This window comes from Sporotomaculum syntrophicum (assembly GCF_009932395.1).
Taxonomy (GTDB): Bacteria; Bacillota; Desulfotomaculia; order Desulfotomaculales; family Desulfallaceae; genus Sporotomaculum; species Sporotomaculum syntrophicum.
In genome coordinates this window covers 333,155-348,767 of the sequence record NZ_LSRS01000003.1, presented here as the reverse complement: position 1 = coordinate 348,767, position 15,613 = coordinate 333,155, and the positions used below count along the sequence as shown (strand labels likewise).

At 49.8% G+C, this 15,613-nt stretch carries 17 protein-coding genes; 15 read left to right on the top strand and 2 right to left on the bottom strand.

Annotation, left to right across the window (positions count from 1 at the left end; genetic code table 11):
• The first annotated feature begins 14 nt into the window (after positions 1-14).
• The 12 genes from rpsM (at position 15) to cwlD (ending at position 8,224) form a co-directional block, all read left to right on the top strand.
• Positions 15-386 carry a 30S ribosomal protein S13 gene (gene rpsM, locus SPSYN_RS06625; protein WP_161821701.1) on the top strand — a complete coding sequence of 124 codons (372 nt, stop codon included), beginning with the start codon at positions 15-17 and terminating at the stop codon, positions 384-386.
• A gap of 13 nt (positions 387-399) precedes the next feature.
• Positions 400-789, top strand: a complete 390-nt coding sequence (gene rpsK / locus SPSYN_RS06620; RefSeq protein ID WP_161821700.1) for a 30S ribosomal protein S11 — start codon at positions 400-402, stop codon at positions 787-789.
• 22 nt (positions 790-811) lie between these two features.
• Positions 812-1,438, top strand: a complete 627-nt coding sequence (gene rpsD, locus SPSYN_RS06615; protein WP_161821699.1) for a 30S ribosomal protein S4 — start codon at positions 812-814, stop codon at positions 1,436-1,438.
• 58 nt (positions 1,439-1,496) lie between these two features.
• Entirely contained in the window at positions 1,497-2,444 is a 948-nt protein-coding gene (locus SPSYN_RS06610; protein WP_161821698.1) for a DNA-directed RNA polymerase subunit alpha, read from the top strand.
• A 9-nt stretch (positions 2,445-2,453) separates the two neighbouring features.
• The gene (rplQ, locus tag SPSYN_RS06605; RefSeq protein WP_161821697.1) at positions 2,454-2,795 is read left to right on the top strand and encodes a 50S ribosomal protein L17; all 342 of its coding nucleotides are present in this window, start codon (positions 2,454-2,456) and stop codon (positions 2,793-2,795) included.
• Positions 2,796-2,865: 70 nt separating this feature from the next.
• Positions 2,866-3,708 carry an energy-coupling factor transporter ATPase gene (locus tag SPSYN_RS06600; RefSeq protein WP_161821696.1) on the top strand — a complete coding sequence of 281 codons (843 nt, stop codon included), beginning with the start codon at positions 2,866-2,868 and terminating at the stop codon, positions 3,706-3,708.
• A complete protein-coding gene (locus SPSYN_RS06595; RefSeq protein ID WP_161821695.1) occupies positions 3,690-4,568 on the top strand; it encodes an energy-coupling factor transporter ATPase in 879 nt (292 codons plus the stop codon). The genes SPSYN_RS06600 and SPSYN_RS06595 overlap by 19 nt, the downstream gene beginning before the upstream one ends.
• Positions 4,565-5,359: an energy-coupling factor transporter transmembrane component T family protein gene (locus SPSYN_RS06590; RefSeq protein ID WP_161821694.1), complete on the top strand. Its 795-nt coding sequence runs from the start codon at positions 4,565-4,567 to the stop codon at positions 5,357-5,359. The genes SPSYN_RS06595 and SPSYN_RS06590 overlap by 4 nt, the downstream gene beginning before the upstream one ends.
• Before the next feature lie 57 nt (positions 5,360-5,416).
• Entirely contained in the window at positions 5,417-6,160 is a 744-nt protein-coding gene (truA, locus tag SPSYN_RS06585; RefSeq protein ID WP_161821693.1) for a tRNA pseudouridine(38-40) synthase TruA, read from the top strand.
• A gap of 190 nt (positions 6,161-6,350) precedes the next feature.
• The gene (rplM, locus tag SPSYN_RS06580) at positions 6,351-6,782 is read left to right on the top strand and encodes a 50S ribosomal protein L13 (RefSeq protein ID WP_161821692.1); all 432 of its coding nucleotides are present in this window, start codon (positions 6,351-6,353) and stop codon (positions 6,780-6,782) included.
• A gap of 21 nt (positions 6,783-6,803) precedes the next feature.
• The gene (gene rpsI / locus SPSYN_RS06575; protein ID WP_161821691.1) at positions 6,804-7,196 is read left to right on the top strand and encodes a 30S ribosomal protein S9; all 393 of its coding nucleotides are present in this window, start codon (positions 6,804-6,806) and stop codon (positions 7,194-7,196) included.
• 224 nt (positions 7,197-7,420) lie between these two features.
• Positions 7,421-8,224: an N-acetylmuramoyl-L-alanine amidase CwlD gene (cwlD, locus tag SPSYN_RS06570; RefSeq protein WP_161821690.1), complete on the top strand. Its 804-nt coding sequence runs from the start codon at positions 7,421-7,423 to the stop codon at positions 8,222-8,224.
• 68 nt (positions 8,225-8,292) lie between these two features.
• Here cwlD and SPSYN_RS06565 read toward each other — a convergent pair whose 3' ends face one another.
• Together SPSYN_RS06565 and SPSYN_RS06560 are read right to left on the bottom strand one after the other, a co-directional pair.
• Positions 8,293-10,962: a cation-translocating P-type ATPase gene (locus SPSYN_RS06565; RefSeq protein ID WP_161821689.1), complete on the bottom strand. Its 2,670-nt coding sequence runs from the start codon at positions 10,960-10,962 to the stop codon at positions 8,293-8,295.
• A 70-nt stretch (positions 10,963-11,032) separates the two neighbouring features.
• The gene (locus SPSYN_RS06560; RefSeq protein ID WP_161821688.1) at positions 11,033-11,809 is read right to left on the bottom strand and encodes an enoyl-CoA hydratase/isomerase family protein; all 777 of its coding nucleotides are present in this window, start codon (positions 11,807-11,809) and stop codon (positions 11,033-11,035) included.
• A gap of 343 nt (positions 11,810-12,152) precedes the next feature.
• On the opposite strand from SPSYN_RS06560, the gene SPSYN_RS06555 reads away from it, so the two are divergent.
• The 3 genes from SPSYN_RS06555 (at position 12,153) to amrS (ending at position 15,520) form a co-directional block, all read left to right on the top strand.
• A complete protein-coding gene (locus tag SPSYN_RS06555) occupies positions 12,153-12,809 on the top strand; it encodes a LysE family transporter (protein ID WP_161821687.1) in 657 nt (218 codons plus the stop codon).
• A 251-nt stretch (positions 12,810-13,060) separates the two neighbouring features.
• Positions 13,061-14,467 (top strand): AmmeMemoRadiSam system protein A, encoded by a 1,407-nt coding sequence (gene amrA, locus SPSYN_RS06550; RefSeq protein WP_161821686.1) that lies wholly within the window; start codon positions 13,061-13,063, stop codon positions 14,465-14,467.
• Positions 14,468-14,518: 51 nt separating this feature from the next.
• The gene (gene amrS / locus SPSYN_RS06545) at positions 14,519-15,520 is read left to right on the top strand and encodes an AmmeMemoRadiSam system radical SAM enzyme (protein ID WP_243152946.1); all 1,002 of its coding nucleotides are present in this window, start codon (positions 14,519-14,521) and stop codon (positions 15,518-15,520) included.
• Positions 15,521-15,613 lie beyond the last annotated feature (93 nt).

Genomic DNA, 15,613 nt, shown 5'->3' with positions numbered 1-15,613 from the left:
GGTGTTTATAAGGAATGGCACGTATCGCGGGAGTAGATTTACCGCGGGATAAAAGAGTGGAAATTGGCCTTACCTATATTTACGGCATTGGTAAGCCCACCTCGCAGAAAATATTAGAACAAACTGGAGTTAGCCCTGATACACGGGTCAGGGACTTAACTGAGGATGAAGTAAACAGATTAAGAGATGTCATTGAAAAGAACTATCGTGTAGAGGGCGACCTGCGCAGAGAAATAGCTTTGAATATCAAGAGATTGATAGAAATCGGCTGCTATCGTGGACTGCGTCATCGCCGCGGGCTGCCGGTACGCGGTCAAAATACTAAAAACAACGCCAGGACGCGCAAAGGTCCGAAACGCACGGTTGGCGTACGTAGGAAAAAGTAAGGGGGGGATATAAATGGCTCGTAGAGCAACTAGAACCAAAAGACGGGAACGTAAGAATATCGACCGTGGCGTGGCACATATCAAGTCGACATTTAACAATACGGTAGTAACCATTACCGATACAAAAGGTAATGCTATTTCTTGGGCCAGCGCCGGCGGGGTTGGTTTTAAAGGATCACGGAAAAGCACCCCCTTTGCTGCTCAAATGGCAGCTGAAAAGGCTGCTAAAGAAGCCATGGAACACGGTATGAAGGAACTGGAAGTATCAGTGAAAGGACCAGGCGCAGGGCGTGAGGCTGCTATTCGTTCCTTGCAGGCTGTAGGGCTGGAGGTTAGTGTAATAAAGGACGTTACACCTGTTCCCCACAATGGATGCCGGCCGCCCAAGCGCCGGAGAGTATAAGAGGAGGTGTAGTAAGCAACTTATGGCAAGATATACGGGTCCGCAGTGCAAGCTGTGCCGTCGCGAAGGTCAAAAGCTGTATTTAAAAGGTGACCGTTGCTATACCGGTAAGTGTGGTATTGACCGCCGTAGTTATGCTCCCGGTCAGCATGGTCAGGGTCGGAAAAAGGTTTCCGAGTATGGCCTGCAGTTGAGGGAAAAGCAAAAAGCCCGTCGTTTTTACGGGGTTTTGGAAAAGCAATTTAGAAACTATTATTTCACAGCAGCCAGGCAGCCAGGCGTGACTGGTGAAAATCTATTACGCTTATTGGAGCGTCGTTTAGACAATGTGGTTTACCGCCTGGGTTTGGGCGCTTCACGTAACGAAGCCCGCCAATTAGTGCGCCATGGTCATTTCATTGTTAACGGCCGGAAGACCAATATTCCTTCATTCCTGGTTAGGGTTGGGGATGAAATTACTGTCCGTGAAAGAAGCAAGGAATCGCCGCGGGTTAAGGAATTAATTGAACGTGCAGCCGATAACACAGCCCCGGCCTGGCTGGAATACGACGCCGAGCAAATAAAAGGCCGGGTGGTAGCTCTTCCCTCTCGGGAACAGATAGATGCCCCCGTTCAAGAAACCCTTATAGTAGAGCTTTACTCTAAGTAGTACGGGTTTGAGCAGGGGAAATCCTAATCCGTCCTAAGGAGGGGTTTAAATCTAAGTTATGTTGGAAATTGAGAAGCCTAGAATCGAATGCGCAGAAATTAATGATGACCAACACTATGGTAGATTTGTGGTGGAACCGCTGGAGAGGGGTTACGGGATTACTCTGGGCAATTCGCTACGACGTATATTACTATCCTCGCTACCAGGCGCAGCGATAACCTCGGTTAAAATTGAAGGGGTGCTGCACGAATTCTCCACGATACCGGGTGTTAAAGAAGATGTAACCGATATAATCCTTAACCTCAAGTCTCTTTGTCTTAAAATGCATACAGACGAGGAAAGGATTATCCGTATTGAGACTCAACAAGAAGGTGCAGTAAAAGCCGGGGACATTTTAGTAGACCCGGACGTGGAAATTTTGAACCCAGATATGCATATTGCTACTCTGGCTGAGGATGGACGGTTGTTTATGGAAATGACTGTTTCCAAAGGCCGTGGCTATGTATCAGCTGAGCGCAATAAAAAAGGTGATCATATTATCGGGGTAATTCCAGTTGATTCTATCTTCACTCCCGTGCGCAAGGTTAATTTCAATGTGGATAATACTAGGGTAGGTCAGCGCACAGACTATGATAAGCTTACCTTGGAAGTTTGGACTGACGGCAGTATAAAACCGGATGAAGCAGTAAGCCTTAGTGCAAAGATATTAAGTGAACATCTGCGTTTGTTTATTGGTTTAACCGAGTCTGCCGCAGAAGTTGAAATAATGGTTGAGAAGGAAGAAGAACAGAAGGATAAGATACTGGAAATGCCGATTGAAGAGCTTGATTTAAGCGTACGTTCATACAATTGTCTGAAACGGGCCGGTATCAACACTGTAGAAGAGTTGGTTCAGCGCAACGAGGAGGATATGATGAAGGTACGTAACCTGGGCAAAAAATCCTTGGAAGAGGTCATGAACAAACTTTCCGAGTTGGATTTGAAACTGCGCCGCGAAGATGATTAAGGAGGGATAATGGTGGCCTACGCTAAATTGGGTCGCAACACCGGCCATCGAAAGGCAATGTTGCGTAACCTGGTGACTGCTCTGTTTCGCGATGAACGTATTACCACCACTGAGACCCGAGCCAAAGAGGTAAAAAGAATTGCTGAAAAAATGGTAACTCTGGCCAAGCGTGGAGATCTTTCTGCTCGCCGCCAGGCACTGGAATATATTTACGAGGAAAGAGTAGTTCGTAAACTGTTTGACACCTATGGACCCAAATACGCTGAACGCCAGGGTGGTTATACCCGCATAGTTAAGCTAGGTTACCGGCGCGGTGATGCTGCCCAGATGGCACTGTTAGAAATGGTATAATCGATTTGCTGACCGGGAAATCGCTAATTGCGGTTTCCTCTTGGCATTTATAGGCAGGGAGTTATTAGTTATGCCCGGTCCTAGCAATATACTTATTGAACTGGAAAGTGTATCTTATGCCTACCCGGGCAGTAAATTTGCCGCACTGCAGGATATCTCCGCATGTGTCGGCAGAGCAGAGTTTATTTCTGTGATTGGTCCTAACGGTTCCGGTAAATCTACTTTGGCCCGGGTAATGGCCGGATTATTGTTAACTTCCGGCGGACGGGTAATGATAAATGGTCTGGATACTGCCAGGCCAGAATCGCGCCAAGAGATACGCCGGAACGTTGGATTAGTTATGCAAAACCCTGATAATCAATTGGTGGCTGCCGTGGTGGAGGAGGATGTGGCCTTTGGCCCTGAAAATTTAGGCCTGCCCTCTGCCGAAGTGTTCCGCCGGGTGGAAGAGGCGTTAGCGGCAGTTGGTTTAAGTGATATGCGCAGCCGTCCGCCCCATATGCTTTCCGGGGGCGAAAAACAGCGTTTAGCTATAGCCGGTGTGCTGGCCTTGAAACCGTTATGTGTGGTGTTGGACGAACCTACTTCGATGCTCGATCCTTTTGGCCGACAGGAAGTACTGCAGGTGTTACGCAGTCTTTCCAAGTCTGGTACAGCGGTAGTACTAATCACCCACCATATGGATGAAGCTGCTTGTGCCGACCGGGTTTGGCTGCTTGACAAAGGTTGTTTGTTATTTGATGCTGAGCCTGCAGCGTTGTTTAGTCAGTTTGAGCTGTTGCATGAACTTGGGTTAACCTCAACCAGCGCCGGCGAACTAGCTTACCGGCTGGTGGAACAAGGTTTTACTCTGCCGGTAGGAATTGTCACCATGGAGGATATGGTAAATTTTTTATGCCGTGTATTGAAGTAGAGGAACTAACGCATGTATATTATCCCGGTACACCGCTGGAAATAGTGGCTCTGCGGGATATCGAGCTGACGGTGTATGATGGTGAATTTATCGCTCTTGCCGGTTCAGCCGGTAGTGGTAAATCCACCCTGGTGCAGCACTTTAACGGTCTGCTGTTACCCACCGCCGGTTGTGTAAAGGTGTTAGGCCGTGCAATTTCCGATAAACAACATCGTCAGCAATTGTGGCGGCAAGTCGGCTTGGTTTTCCAATTCCCGGAAAGGCAAATCTTTAGTAACACTGTATTTGAAGATATTGCTTTTGGTCCTCGTAATTTGGGCTGGGACAGTACAACGGTGAGTAAGCAGGTCAAAGATACGGTTGCCCTGGTAGGTTTGCCGGAAGAAATACTGTCCGCGGACCCCAGAACCCTTAGCGGTGGGATGCTCCGGCGAGTGGCTATTTGCGGAGTGCTGGCGATGCGTCCCCGGATACTAATTATGGACGAGCCGGGGGCCGGACTTGAACCTGCAACCAGGCAGTTAATTTTGGCCAACATAAAGGAAATTCAAGCGCAGCATGGAATGACGGTGATATTAATTACCCACCACCTGGAGGACGCAGCTGTCTTTGCCGAGCGAGTAGCGGTGCTTCACCAGGGTGTGCTCTTATCTATTGGTCCCACCAGGGAAGTGCTGAGTCAAACTGAGTTGCTGCATAGAGCAGGTCTAAAAGCTCCCTTTGCTGTGGAACTAGCGCAGCGGTTGAGCCAGGAGGGTATCCCTTTACCCTCATTGCCGCAGTCCATAGAAGATGTCGCCCAATTACTGCAACAACTGTTACAGACCAACGGAGCCCGGCCGGGGGGAGCGTCATTATGAACAATATTTCGATGGGTCAATATTTGCCGGCCGGCTCTCCGGTGCACCGCCTGGATCCACGGTCTAAATTAATCTGCATTGCACTGCTAGTTCCAGCTGTGCTTATGACATCTAATCCGCTCGGTTTAACGCTGGTATCTCTATGGACGCTGCTGGTTGTGCTCTTGTCGGGCATCAAGCCGGGCTTGTACTGGCAAAGCTTAAAACCTTTGTGGGTGCTGCTGCTCATTAGTTTTGTGTTACAAGTTTTTTTTACGCCTGGTAACGCGCTGCTTACCCTGGGATTTATTAAGATATCCCGTGAAGGTTTGCTGTATAGCGGGTGGTTATTGTGGCGAATTAGTGTGTTGTTATTAGCGGCATCTGTGCTAACCTTTACTACCACACCTCTGCAGTTGACCATGGCGTTGGAATGGCTGTTGTCACCGCTACGCCGGATGCGGGTACCTGTACAGGAATTGGCCATGATGATTAACCTGGCACTGCGCTTTGTGCCTACTTTATTTGATGAAGCCAGAATGCTGCTATTGGCACAGCGTTCCAGGGGAACCGACTTTAACAGCGGCAGCATCAAGGAACGAGTAAGCCGGCTAACTCCCTTTATGGTGCCGCTGCTGACGAATATTTTTAGCCGGGCCGACGAACTGGCCCTGGCTATGGAAATAAGGTGTTACCGGGTTGGCGCTGCTCGCTCCCGTTTACACGTTATGCGGTTTAGACCGGCAGATTATGCAGCGCTGTTCCTCAATACAGCTATTTTGGCAGCGGTGATCACTGCCAAAGCGTTATAATGAACTGCCTGTTGTGCAGGCACTGTATAGATCAATATTTTCCCGCGAGGTGAGCCCTTGCGTAATATTAAGTTAACCCTGGCTTATGACGGTACGAACTACTACGGTTTTCAAGAACAGCGGGGTACCGGATTGGTTACGATACAGGAAGTTTTAGAGCAGTGCCTTGGCCGGATGGCGGGGCGCCGGGTTCAGGTAATTGGAGCAGGACGTACCGACTCGGGGGTCCATGCCCGGGGTCAAGTGGTTAACTTTGATGCAGCGGGTTGGCCTATACCGGTGGAACGTATGCCACTGGCCATCAATGGCTTGTTACCTCGTGATATTGTCGTAACGGACGCCCAGGAGGTCGGGGAAGATTTCCATGCCCGTAAATCCGCCAGGTCTAAAACTTACTGCTATTCGATATGGAATAACCGCATTCCCTCGCCATTTCACCGTTTGTACAGCAGTTTTTTACCGGTTCCACTGGATGACGCAGCCATGTCAGCGGCCTGTGCATATTTAATGGGGGAACACGACTTTAAATGTTTCCAGGCAGCCGGAGCAACAGTGAAAACTACGGTGCGCACACTGTACCGTGCAGAGGTTATACGTAAAGGGTCCTTGGTGCAGTTTGTTTTCAATGGCGATGGGTTCTTATACAATATGGTGCGCATAATGGCCGGTACACTATTACAGGTGGGTACAGGTAAAATATACCCGGAAGCGATTAAAACAATACTAAGCTCTAAACAGCGGGCATTAGCCGGACCGACCATGTCACCTCAAGGCTTATGCCTTGAATTTGTAGAATATTAGTAGTGGTTATCCAAACACTAAGCACCGTTCGGTGAATGAAGGATGAACTACCGGTTTGTCGATAAATTATTTTACCTTGACACTGGAAATACTATGTATTAAAATAATTTCATGTGTGACCTAGTGGCAATCGAAGAGCCCCCGATTAGCCAGTATGGTTTCTTTTCACCACGCAGGAGGTAATAATAGTATGAGGACGACATATATGGCCAAGCCCGCCGATGTCCAGCGCAAATGGTACATAATTGACGGTGAGGGTAAGGTCCTGGGACGTTTGGCAACTGAGGCTGCCAGGCTGTTAAGAGGGAAGCATAAAACAATTTTTACGCCCCACGTAAATACAGGTGACCATGTAGTGATTATTAATGCTGATAAGGTTATTCTTACCGGTAATAAATTGCGCCAGAAGATGTATTACAAGCACTCAGGCTATCCCGGTGGATTGAAAGCCACCAGCTATGAAAAGTTAATGCAAAACAAACCCGAATTGGCCGTTTACAAGGCAATTACCGGCATGTTGCCCCATAACAGCCTGGGCAGAAATATGGCCAAGAAACTAAGGGTATATCGCGGTAGTGAACATCCCCATGCGGCTCAAAAGCCGGAAATTTGGGAAATGTAACGGTCGAAAGGAGGAGCATGAGTGGCTTTTGTGCAATTTTATGGAACCGGACGCAGGAAAGATGCGGTAGCTAAGATTTTTCTTCGCCCCGGCGAAGGCAAAATGACGATTAATAATAAAAGTTTGGAGGAATATTTCGGCAGGAAGACGCTGCAAATTATAGCTCGCCAGCCGTTGGAGTTAACCGGCACGAGTAATCGATTCGATATCATGGCCAAAGTACTGGGCGGTGGTGTCAGTGGTCAGGCCGGTGCTGTCAAACTGGGTATTGCCCGCGCTTTGGTTGAGGCAGACCCTAACTTGAGGCCTGTGCTAAAAAAAGCCGGCTTTTTAACCCGCGACCCGCGAATGAAGGAAAGGCGCAAATACGGTCTGAAAAAGGCCCGCCGCGCCCCGCAATTCTCCAAACGTTAAGCTTATTAAAAAACTAAATTTGCAACCCAGACCACCGGAAATGATAAGGTGGTCTTTTTTTATCTTTCAGGCTCCGATTACCCTCGATTGCCGTACTGTTCGTGTGTTTGTGGCCGTTATGGTACCAGCAGGCGCTTGCTTTTTTCCACATATCTAATTTGACACCCGCATAATTTTAAACGGGGGCTAAATGAGCCCCGTTAAGTGCGGGAGGGGATGAATAAATGCTGCGGGTAATCAGGGTGAGATTTCGTTATTTGTGTTTGTTTACTGTTATTTTAGTGCTCGGTTTTTTTTCGCTGCGGGCTATTTATGATCATATGGAAAACCGCCGGGTAGCCGCTTTATCCTGGTCGCTAGCTAACAAGGTGATTGTGGTAGACCCGGGACACGGTGGTATCGATCCCGGGTCTAAGGGTCCAACCGGGGCTATTGAAGAGGATATAACCTTGGAGGTTGCTCGTAAACTGGCCACGGTTTTAAGCCAGGCAGGCGCGATTGTGCTAATGACTAGAGAGTCTGATATGGACCTTAGCGAGGAAGGCGGCAGCCTGCTTACACGCAAAAGACAGGATTTGGCCAGGCGGGTAGCCCTGGCTAACGAGCACGATGCAGATGCTTTCATCAGCGTGCATGTCAATAGTTTTAAAAGCGGACCAACGGAGCACGGGGCGCAAACTTTTTACCAGCCAGGCTCGGAAGAGGGCAAGAAACTTGCCACCAGCATTCAATCGGAATTAATCCGTCTACTAAAAAATACCAACCGGAAAGCCAAAGCAGTGGACTATTATACCACGCGTAATGCTAAAATGCCGGCAGTTATTGTGGAGATTGGCTTTATCAGCAACGCCAAAGAAGAAAAATTAATGGGCGATGTCGATTATCAAGGCAAACTTGCCTATGTCATCTATTCCGGCATGGTCAAATACTTTGCCGGACACGCCACGCCTACCAGTGGAGCGGTGGACAAGGAAAAGGCTACGGAGACTTTTATGCAGAATAAAGGAGAAATCTATAATGCCCCGTAGAAATAGCTGCCGGCTTAATGCGTTAGTATAATAGTTCTTAGATTAGAGATTTGACGCTCAACTCCGGCTTACCGTTCATATAAAAATTTAAACCGGTTCATGACCTGAATAATCAATATTGCAGCTAAGGTAGTTGATATGACAATGATTAAATCACCCATGTCTAACGGTACTGTATGCAGTACTCGGTTAAGCAAAGGCTGATAGATAGCCAGCGTCTGCAAGCTAAGCACCAGCACTATAGCCCCCCAGACGTATGAGTTGTTGAATAAGGTGCGATCCAGTTTAAGGACTCCGCCGTTGCGCACGTTAAAAATATGCAGCAATTGTACCGCTGCCAGGGTAGCGAAGGCCACGGTTCTGGCTTTGTCCAAATTATCGGTGGTGTTCAGGGTATACAGGTAGGCTGCCAGGGTTGCCAGCGCCAGCACAATACCCTGGATAAGTAAGCGTAATTTAAACCGGTTGGTGAGAATAGCCTGGCCTGGTTCGCGGGGCGGGCGCTTCATGATGCCCTTATCGGCAGGTTCCCAGCCCAGGGACAGCGCAGGGAAAACATCCGTCACCAGGTTTAGCCACAGAATCTGCAAGGCCACCAGGGGCAGGGGCAGACCCAGTAGCAGAGTGATAAAGATGAACAGGATTTCACTCAGGTTGCAGGAAAACAGGTAGTGAATAAACTTTGAAATATTATCAAAGATAACCCTGCCTTCCTTGACGGCCTTAATAATAGTGGCAAAATTATCGTCCGCCAGGACCATGTCGGCCGCCTCTTTAGCCACCACGGTGCCCTGTATGCCCATAGCAATCCCGATATCTGCTTCCTTTAAGGCCGGGGCATCATTCACGCCATCTCCGGTCATAGCTACAATTGCCCCCTTGTCCTGCAGGGCATCCACAATCTCTAACTTGTCCTTGGGGGTGACCCGGGCAAATATGCTGGTATGGGCTAGTTCAGCGGTTAACTGTTCTTTGGACATGTTGTGCAGGGCAGCACCGTGGATAATGTCACCTTGGGGCAGGCTCAGGCGCTTGCCGATGGCTTGAGCGGTTTCCGGTTGGTCTCCGGTGATCATGATGGTGCGGATGCCGGCCTGGGTAGCCTCCTCGATGGCCTGCTTGGCTTCCTCCCGGGGCGGGTCCATAATGCCAGCCAGACCGATGAGGATCAGGTCCCGGTAGGGTTCTTCTGCTATAGATTGTACCGGGCGATAAGCTACGGCCAGCACACGCAAACCCCGATGAGCGATTTGCTCATTTGCTGCCAGGGCTTGCTGCCTTACCTGTTCATCCATGGGCACTAATGCACCGTCTTTGAGCAGTGAGGCACAGCTTTCCAGGATTACCCCCGGAGCTCCTTTAGCCATTACCTGTATTTTCCCGTCGGGCAGGCTGTAATAGACGGCCATGCGCTTTTCATCAGAGTTAAAGGGGATTTCCTTCAATTCCCTATAACCCGACCTCCTGGCTGTTTCGGGGTCGAAGCCACCCTTTAGCGCGGCCACTACCAGGGCACCCTCCGTAGGATCACCCACCACATCCCACTGGCCGGTTTCATTTTTATTGATAGAAGCGTTACTGGCCAAAGCACCGGCTTGCAGAAATAACGCCAAATCACTCTGCACCTCTGCCTTGCGGCCATCGTCCAAAAAATCTCCTTCGGGTGTGTAACCGGAACCGGTTACCGAGATTAGCCGCCCCCCCAGCCAAATTTGTTCCAAAGTCATGGCATTCTCGGTCAGGGTACCGGTTTTGTCGGTGCAGATTACCGTGGTTGAACCCAGAGTTTCCACCGCCGGTAAACGCCGAATTATCGCGTTTTGCCTAGCCATGCGGGCCATGCCGATGGCCAGGGTAATGGTGAAAACGGCAGGCAGCCCTTCGGGTACTGCGGCGATAGCCAGGGCGATGGCTGTCTCTAAAACCTCAAACACCGGGTGTCCCATAGCAATACCTACAGCTACCATCACTGCAGCAATAACCAGGCTGATGCCGGCCAAGGAGCGACCTAAAACAGCCATGCGCTTTTCCAAGGGGGTTTCCTCGGAAACGGTTTGTTCAAGCAAAGAGGAAATACCGCCTATTTCAGTATGGCTGCCGGTAGCGGTGACTACAGCGTGCCCATTGCCTCGGACCACCATCGTGCCCATGTAAACCATGTTTTTACGATCGCCCAGGGGCAGGTTGGCTTGCTCCAGTACATCTATTTTTTTATTTACCGGCTGGGATTCACCGGTTAAAGAAGCTTCTACTGTAGCCAAATTTTCGGCTACCACCAAACGGGCATCGGCAGTAACCCGGTCGCCCTCCTCCAGGACCAAAATATCGCCGGGTACCAGTTGTTCAGCGGCAATTTCCTGCAACTTACTGTCACGCACCACCTTGGCAGTGGCGGTCACCATCTTTTTTAACGCATCCATCGCTTGCTCTGCCTTATATTCGGTAACAAAACCAAATGCCGCGTTCAGGATAATCACCGCTATTATAGCCACCGCTTCAATATAATCACCCAGCAGCAGAGAAATAGCCGTGGCCACTAGCAATAAAGCAGTAATAATATTGCGAAACTGGTTTAATAAAATAACCCAGGGGGAGATGCCGGCTTGTTCTTGAAGCTTGTTTTCGCCGTGCTCGGCCAGGCGGCGTTGTACCTGTTCACTATTCAGCCCATTTTCCAGATCCGTTTGAAGATGAGCGATTATTGCATCTGCTTCCATTGTGTGCGGGTGTGCTGGCATTTGCTCTGATCCTCCTAATAAGGTACTGTTGATATGGCGTAGTTTATTTAACCAGGGCTTTATATAGTGTTTAACGCATTTTCCACTGTGGTGTTCTTTTTTCTAAAAAGGCATTGACTCCTTCCTGGGCATCTTCGGTAGAGCACAGGATGGCAAAATGGTGATTAACCAATTCATAGGCTTTAGCGTATTCTAAATCGCACATTTTATAAAAGGACTTTTTACCCATTTGTACGGCCAGAGGACTTTGAGCGGCAATTTTTTGTGCTAGTTGCAAGGTCTCAGTTTCCAGTTCCTCCCGGGGGACAACTTTATTGATCAGGCCAAGCTGCTTAGCCTGCTCTGCGTCAATGATGTCCCCGGTTAAAAGCATTTCCAGCGCTTTTTTCTTGCCTACATGACGGGATAGGGCTACCGCCGGACCCATGCAGAACAAGCCGAGGTTTACTGCGGTAGTGCCGAAACGTGCGCCTTCGGCGGCTATAGCCAGGTCAGCCGCCAATACTATGCCAGTGCCGTTGGCTATAGCAAGATCCTGGACAGAGGCAATCACCGGCTTACCCATAGAAGCAATCGTTAAGCTCAGCTGACCCATTAAATTAACCCAGTTCAGGCGTTCCACCATGTTTTTACCATTCATCTCATTTACATCTACCCCGGCACAAAAGGCTTTGCCTTTGCCTTGAATAATGATGACCCGGATTTCTGCGTCTTGTTCCAGGTCATGCAGGACCCGGTTAATTTCCTGAGCCATTACAGTAGTAAAAGTATTTAAATTTTCCGGGCGGTTTAAAGTGATTATACCAATGTGTTCATTTTTTCGCACCAGCAGAGTTGTATATGCCATGTTCATTATCTCCCCATATAAAGTTTTTTTTACCTTGAAAAAAGATACTTTTTTATAGTTACAATATTTTCAATCCTTCAATTTATATGCTAAAGCAATACAAGCTTTCCGGATCAGTATATTGGTATTGAAAATAAACCAGGTTGGCTTAACATAATAAGATTTTATTTAAATTCTACCATGATAACCTGTTACTTGGTAAAGATTTTGCTTATAATTAATTATCAGGCTTATGTAGCAGGTTTACCGGGCTAGTCTGTAAGATGTTTGGCCGCCCTACCTGGATATATATTTTAACACGTATAATTAATTAAGTTAAGATAAGTTACGGGGGAGTACGGGTATGGACTTAAGTGCAATTTTTATAACTGCGCTGGTGGTTGGCTTCTCCGGCGCAGCCATGCCAGGACCGCTGTTGACAGTGACCATTGGTGAAGTCGTTCGGCGCGGTTTTATTGCCGGGCCGCTGTTAATGGTGGGGCATGCCCTGCTGGAAGTTCTGCTGGTGCTGCTGCTGTTGTGGGGAGCAGTCGAAATATTGCTGGCTAAACAGGTGCATATGGTTATTGCTCTGGCTGGAGGAGCTTTTTTAATTTACCTGGGCTGGACCATGTACCGGGATGCCCGGCAGGGCAAGGTTTCCTTGCAGCTGACACCCGAGGTTGAGGAAATAACCGGTGAACAGGCGGCCCGGCGATACAGGATTCATCCGGTATTGGCAGGCATATTGGTTAGCTTGTCTAACCCTTACTGGAGTATTTGGTGGGCGACAATCGGTCTGGCCTATATCACCACTGCAATGGCTCGGGGTACGGCCGGGCTGCTTGCGTTTATGGGCGGGCACCTGCTGGCCGATTTCATCTGGTACGGGTTTATATCGGGGGCAGTGGCCGGTGGGCGCAGGTTTTTAAATCAACAATTCTACCGTGGTGTCATAGCGGTGTGTGGGTTATTTTTATTGGTGCTGGGTAGCTATTTTGTCTATAGCGGTTTGTCTTAAGCTTTGGAAAGACTTTGGATGTTGCATTCCGAAGTTTTACAGAATCAAAACATGACTTTGCATAACGGCAGCTAGGCCGGGAGCATGGTCACCGTTTTATTTTGGTGGTACGCCCGTGGGCGGGTTATTTTAGCAGGTGGGCAGTTTATTTTGTATATAGCACCGGGCTTAATGAACAATATAATAGGACCAGTTATTTAAGGAAGGAGTTGAGCACCCGCAGCGGCCGGGCCGCGGTGCGGGTATAACCTATGTCGATTGTTTTTTGCGGTATTTGTCCTCACCCGCCGGTGATGGTACCTGAAGTGGGGCAGGGCCGGGATAATGAGGTGGCCAACACAAAAAAAGCGATGTTGGAACTGGGACGGCGGTTAAGTGAAAGCGACGCTGAAACACTGGTTATGATTTCTCCCCACGGCACTGTATTCAGCGATGGTATTGGGATCAACGCCGAAAAGGAACTGAGTGGCAATCTGGGCCAGTTTAATGCTCCCGGGGTGCGCTTTGCACTGGCCAATGATCTGGCTCTGGTGCAAAAAATACAGAACAAGGCCAGATTGCAGAATATCACAGTGGCGGGTATCGACAGTACCCTGGCCAGGCGTTATGGCGTCACCACCGGGCTGGACCATGGCATCATGGCACCGCTATATTTTCTCCGGCAAGCGGGTGTGCATATTCCTCTCGTGCATGTCTCAATGGGACTGCTGCCCTTTTACCAACTGTATTCCTTCGGGGTCGCCCTTCGGGAAGCCGCGGGGGAATTAAATAAACACGTGGCTGTGCTGGCCAGTTCTGATCTTTCCCACCGTTTGACCCTGGATGCGCCGAATGGCTACCATCCGGCCGGCAAGGAATTTGACCACCGGCTGGTGAAACTGGTGCGCGTGGGGGATGTGGAGGGTATATGCGGGCTTGATCCTGAGCTGGCTGAACAGGCCGGTGAGTGTGGTCTGCGGTCCATCATCATGATGCTGGGCGCATTGGATGGGGTGGAGATAACCAGCGAGGTGCTGTCTTATGAAGGGCCGTTCGGGGTCGGCTACCTGGTAGCCTCCCTGGTGCCCGGCGCCCGGGACGAGCAGCGCCGGCTGCAGGATAAAATCCGGCGCCTGGTTCTGGACCGGGCCGGCCAAAAAAGGACGGCGGAAAGTTATCCCGTGCAGCTGGCCCGCAGGGTGCTTGAGAACTATTATCATGGCGGGCGGGATGAATTTAAGCCCCAGGAGGTGCCGGAGGAATTCGCCGGGCGCCGGGCGGGGGTGTTTGTGTCGCTGAAGAAGCATGGCCGGCTGAGGGGTTGTATCGGCACCATTGCTCCCACAAAAAACAATATTGCCGAGGAAATTGCCGAGAATGCCGTCAGCGCCGCTATCCGGGATCCCCGTTTTTACCCGGTGAAGCCGGAGGAATTGCCCGAGCTGGATATTTCGGTGGATATTTTAGGCGAGCCGGAGCCTGTACACGGCCTGGACGAGCTGGATCCCCATAAATACGGCGTGATTGTTTCCGCGGGCGGCAGGCGGGGGCTGCTGCTGCCGGATTTGGAGGGTATCGATACCGTTGATGAACAGGTGGCGATCGCCAGGCAAAAAGCAGGCATTAGCCCGGGAGAGAAAGTTCGTCTGGAGCGTTTTGAGGTGGTGCGGTACCATTAGGTTTGGTAATAGTTTATGCTTACCTACTATCTGTGACAAGGAGTTGGTGTGATGCGGCACGAGGTAATGTTCTATACCAAAGGACCTGAAGAACAGGTTAACTGTAAAGTGTGTCCCAGGCTATGCAATATTGCCCCGGGCAAAAGGGGCTTTTGCCGGGTACGGGAAAATGTGGGGGGCACTCTTTATGCCGTCAATTATGCCGAGTGCTCCTCTTATGCCCTTGACCCAATTGAAAAAAAACCCCTCTACCATTTTTACCCCGGACAGCTAATCCTTTCCCTGGGCACGGTGGGTTGTAATTTGCGCTGCGGTTTCTGCCAGAACTGGCAGATTGCCCAGGGGACCCCGCAGACTACCCGCCTGGAGCCGGAGCAGGCGGTGGAGCTGGCCTTACAGCAAAGGGAGCGCGGTTATCCCTGCGTGGGACTGGCCTATACTTACTCGGAGCCTTTCATGTGGTATGAATACGTGTACGACACAGCCAGGCTGGCTCATGATGCCGGTCTCAAAAATGTGCTGGTTACCAATGGCTATGTCAATGAACAGCCACTGCAAACCCTGCTGCCATACATTGACGCCATGAACATTGATGTGAAGGCTTTCACCGATGATTTTTATCGCTCGACCTGTGCTGGCCGGCTGGAGCCTGTTTTGCGTACGGTGGAGACGGTTTACGGGCAATGCCACATGGAAATCACCACTCTACTGGTCACCGGCTTAAACGACAGTCCGGAGGAAATTAAACGTTTGGTAGATTGGCTGGCCGGGATAGACCCGAATATACCGCTGCATTTTTCCCGTTATTTTCCCAACTACAAACTTGACTTACCGCCTACCTCCGAGGAGACGATGAAGATGGCTAAAAACCTGGCCCGGCAGCAGCTGCGTTATGTGTACCTGGGTAATGTTCCACAGCTGGCAGCTGCCGATACAACCTGCCCGGGCTGCGGCAGTATTTTAATCAACCGGCAGGGCTATCAAACCCAGATCGGAGAGCTGGGAGGCGGGGTCTGTTTGGAGTGCGGGAAAAAAATACCTGTGATTATGTAAACAGTTCAGTTCTCCGGTTCAAATGGTATCGGGTCCATGGCAAGGATTATTGTAGTAATTGCTTGATGAGCGGATATAATATAATCGTATACG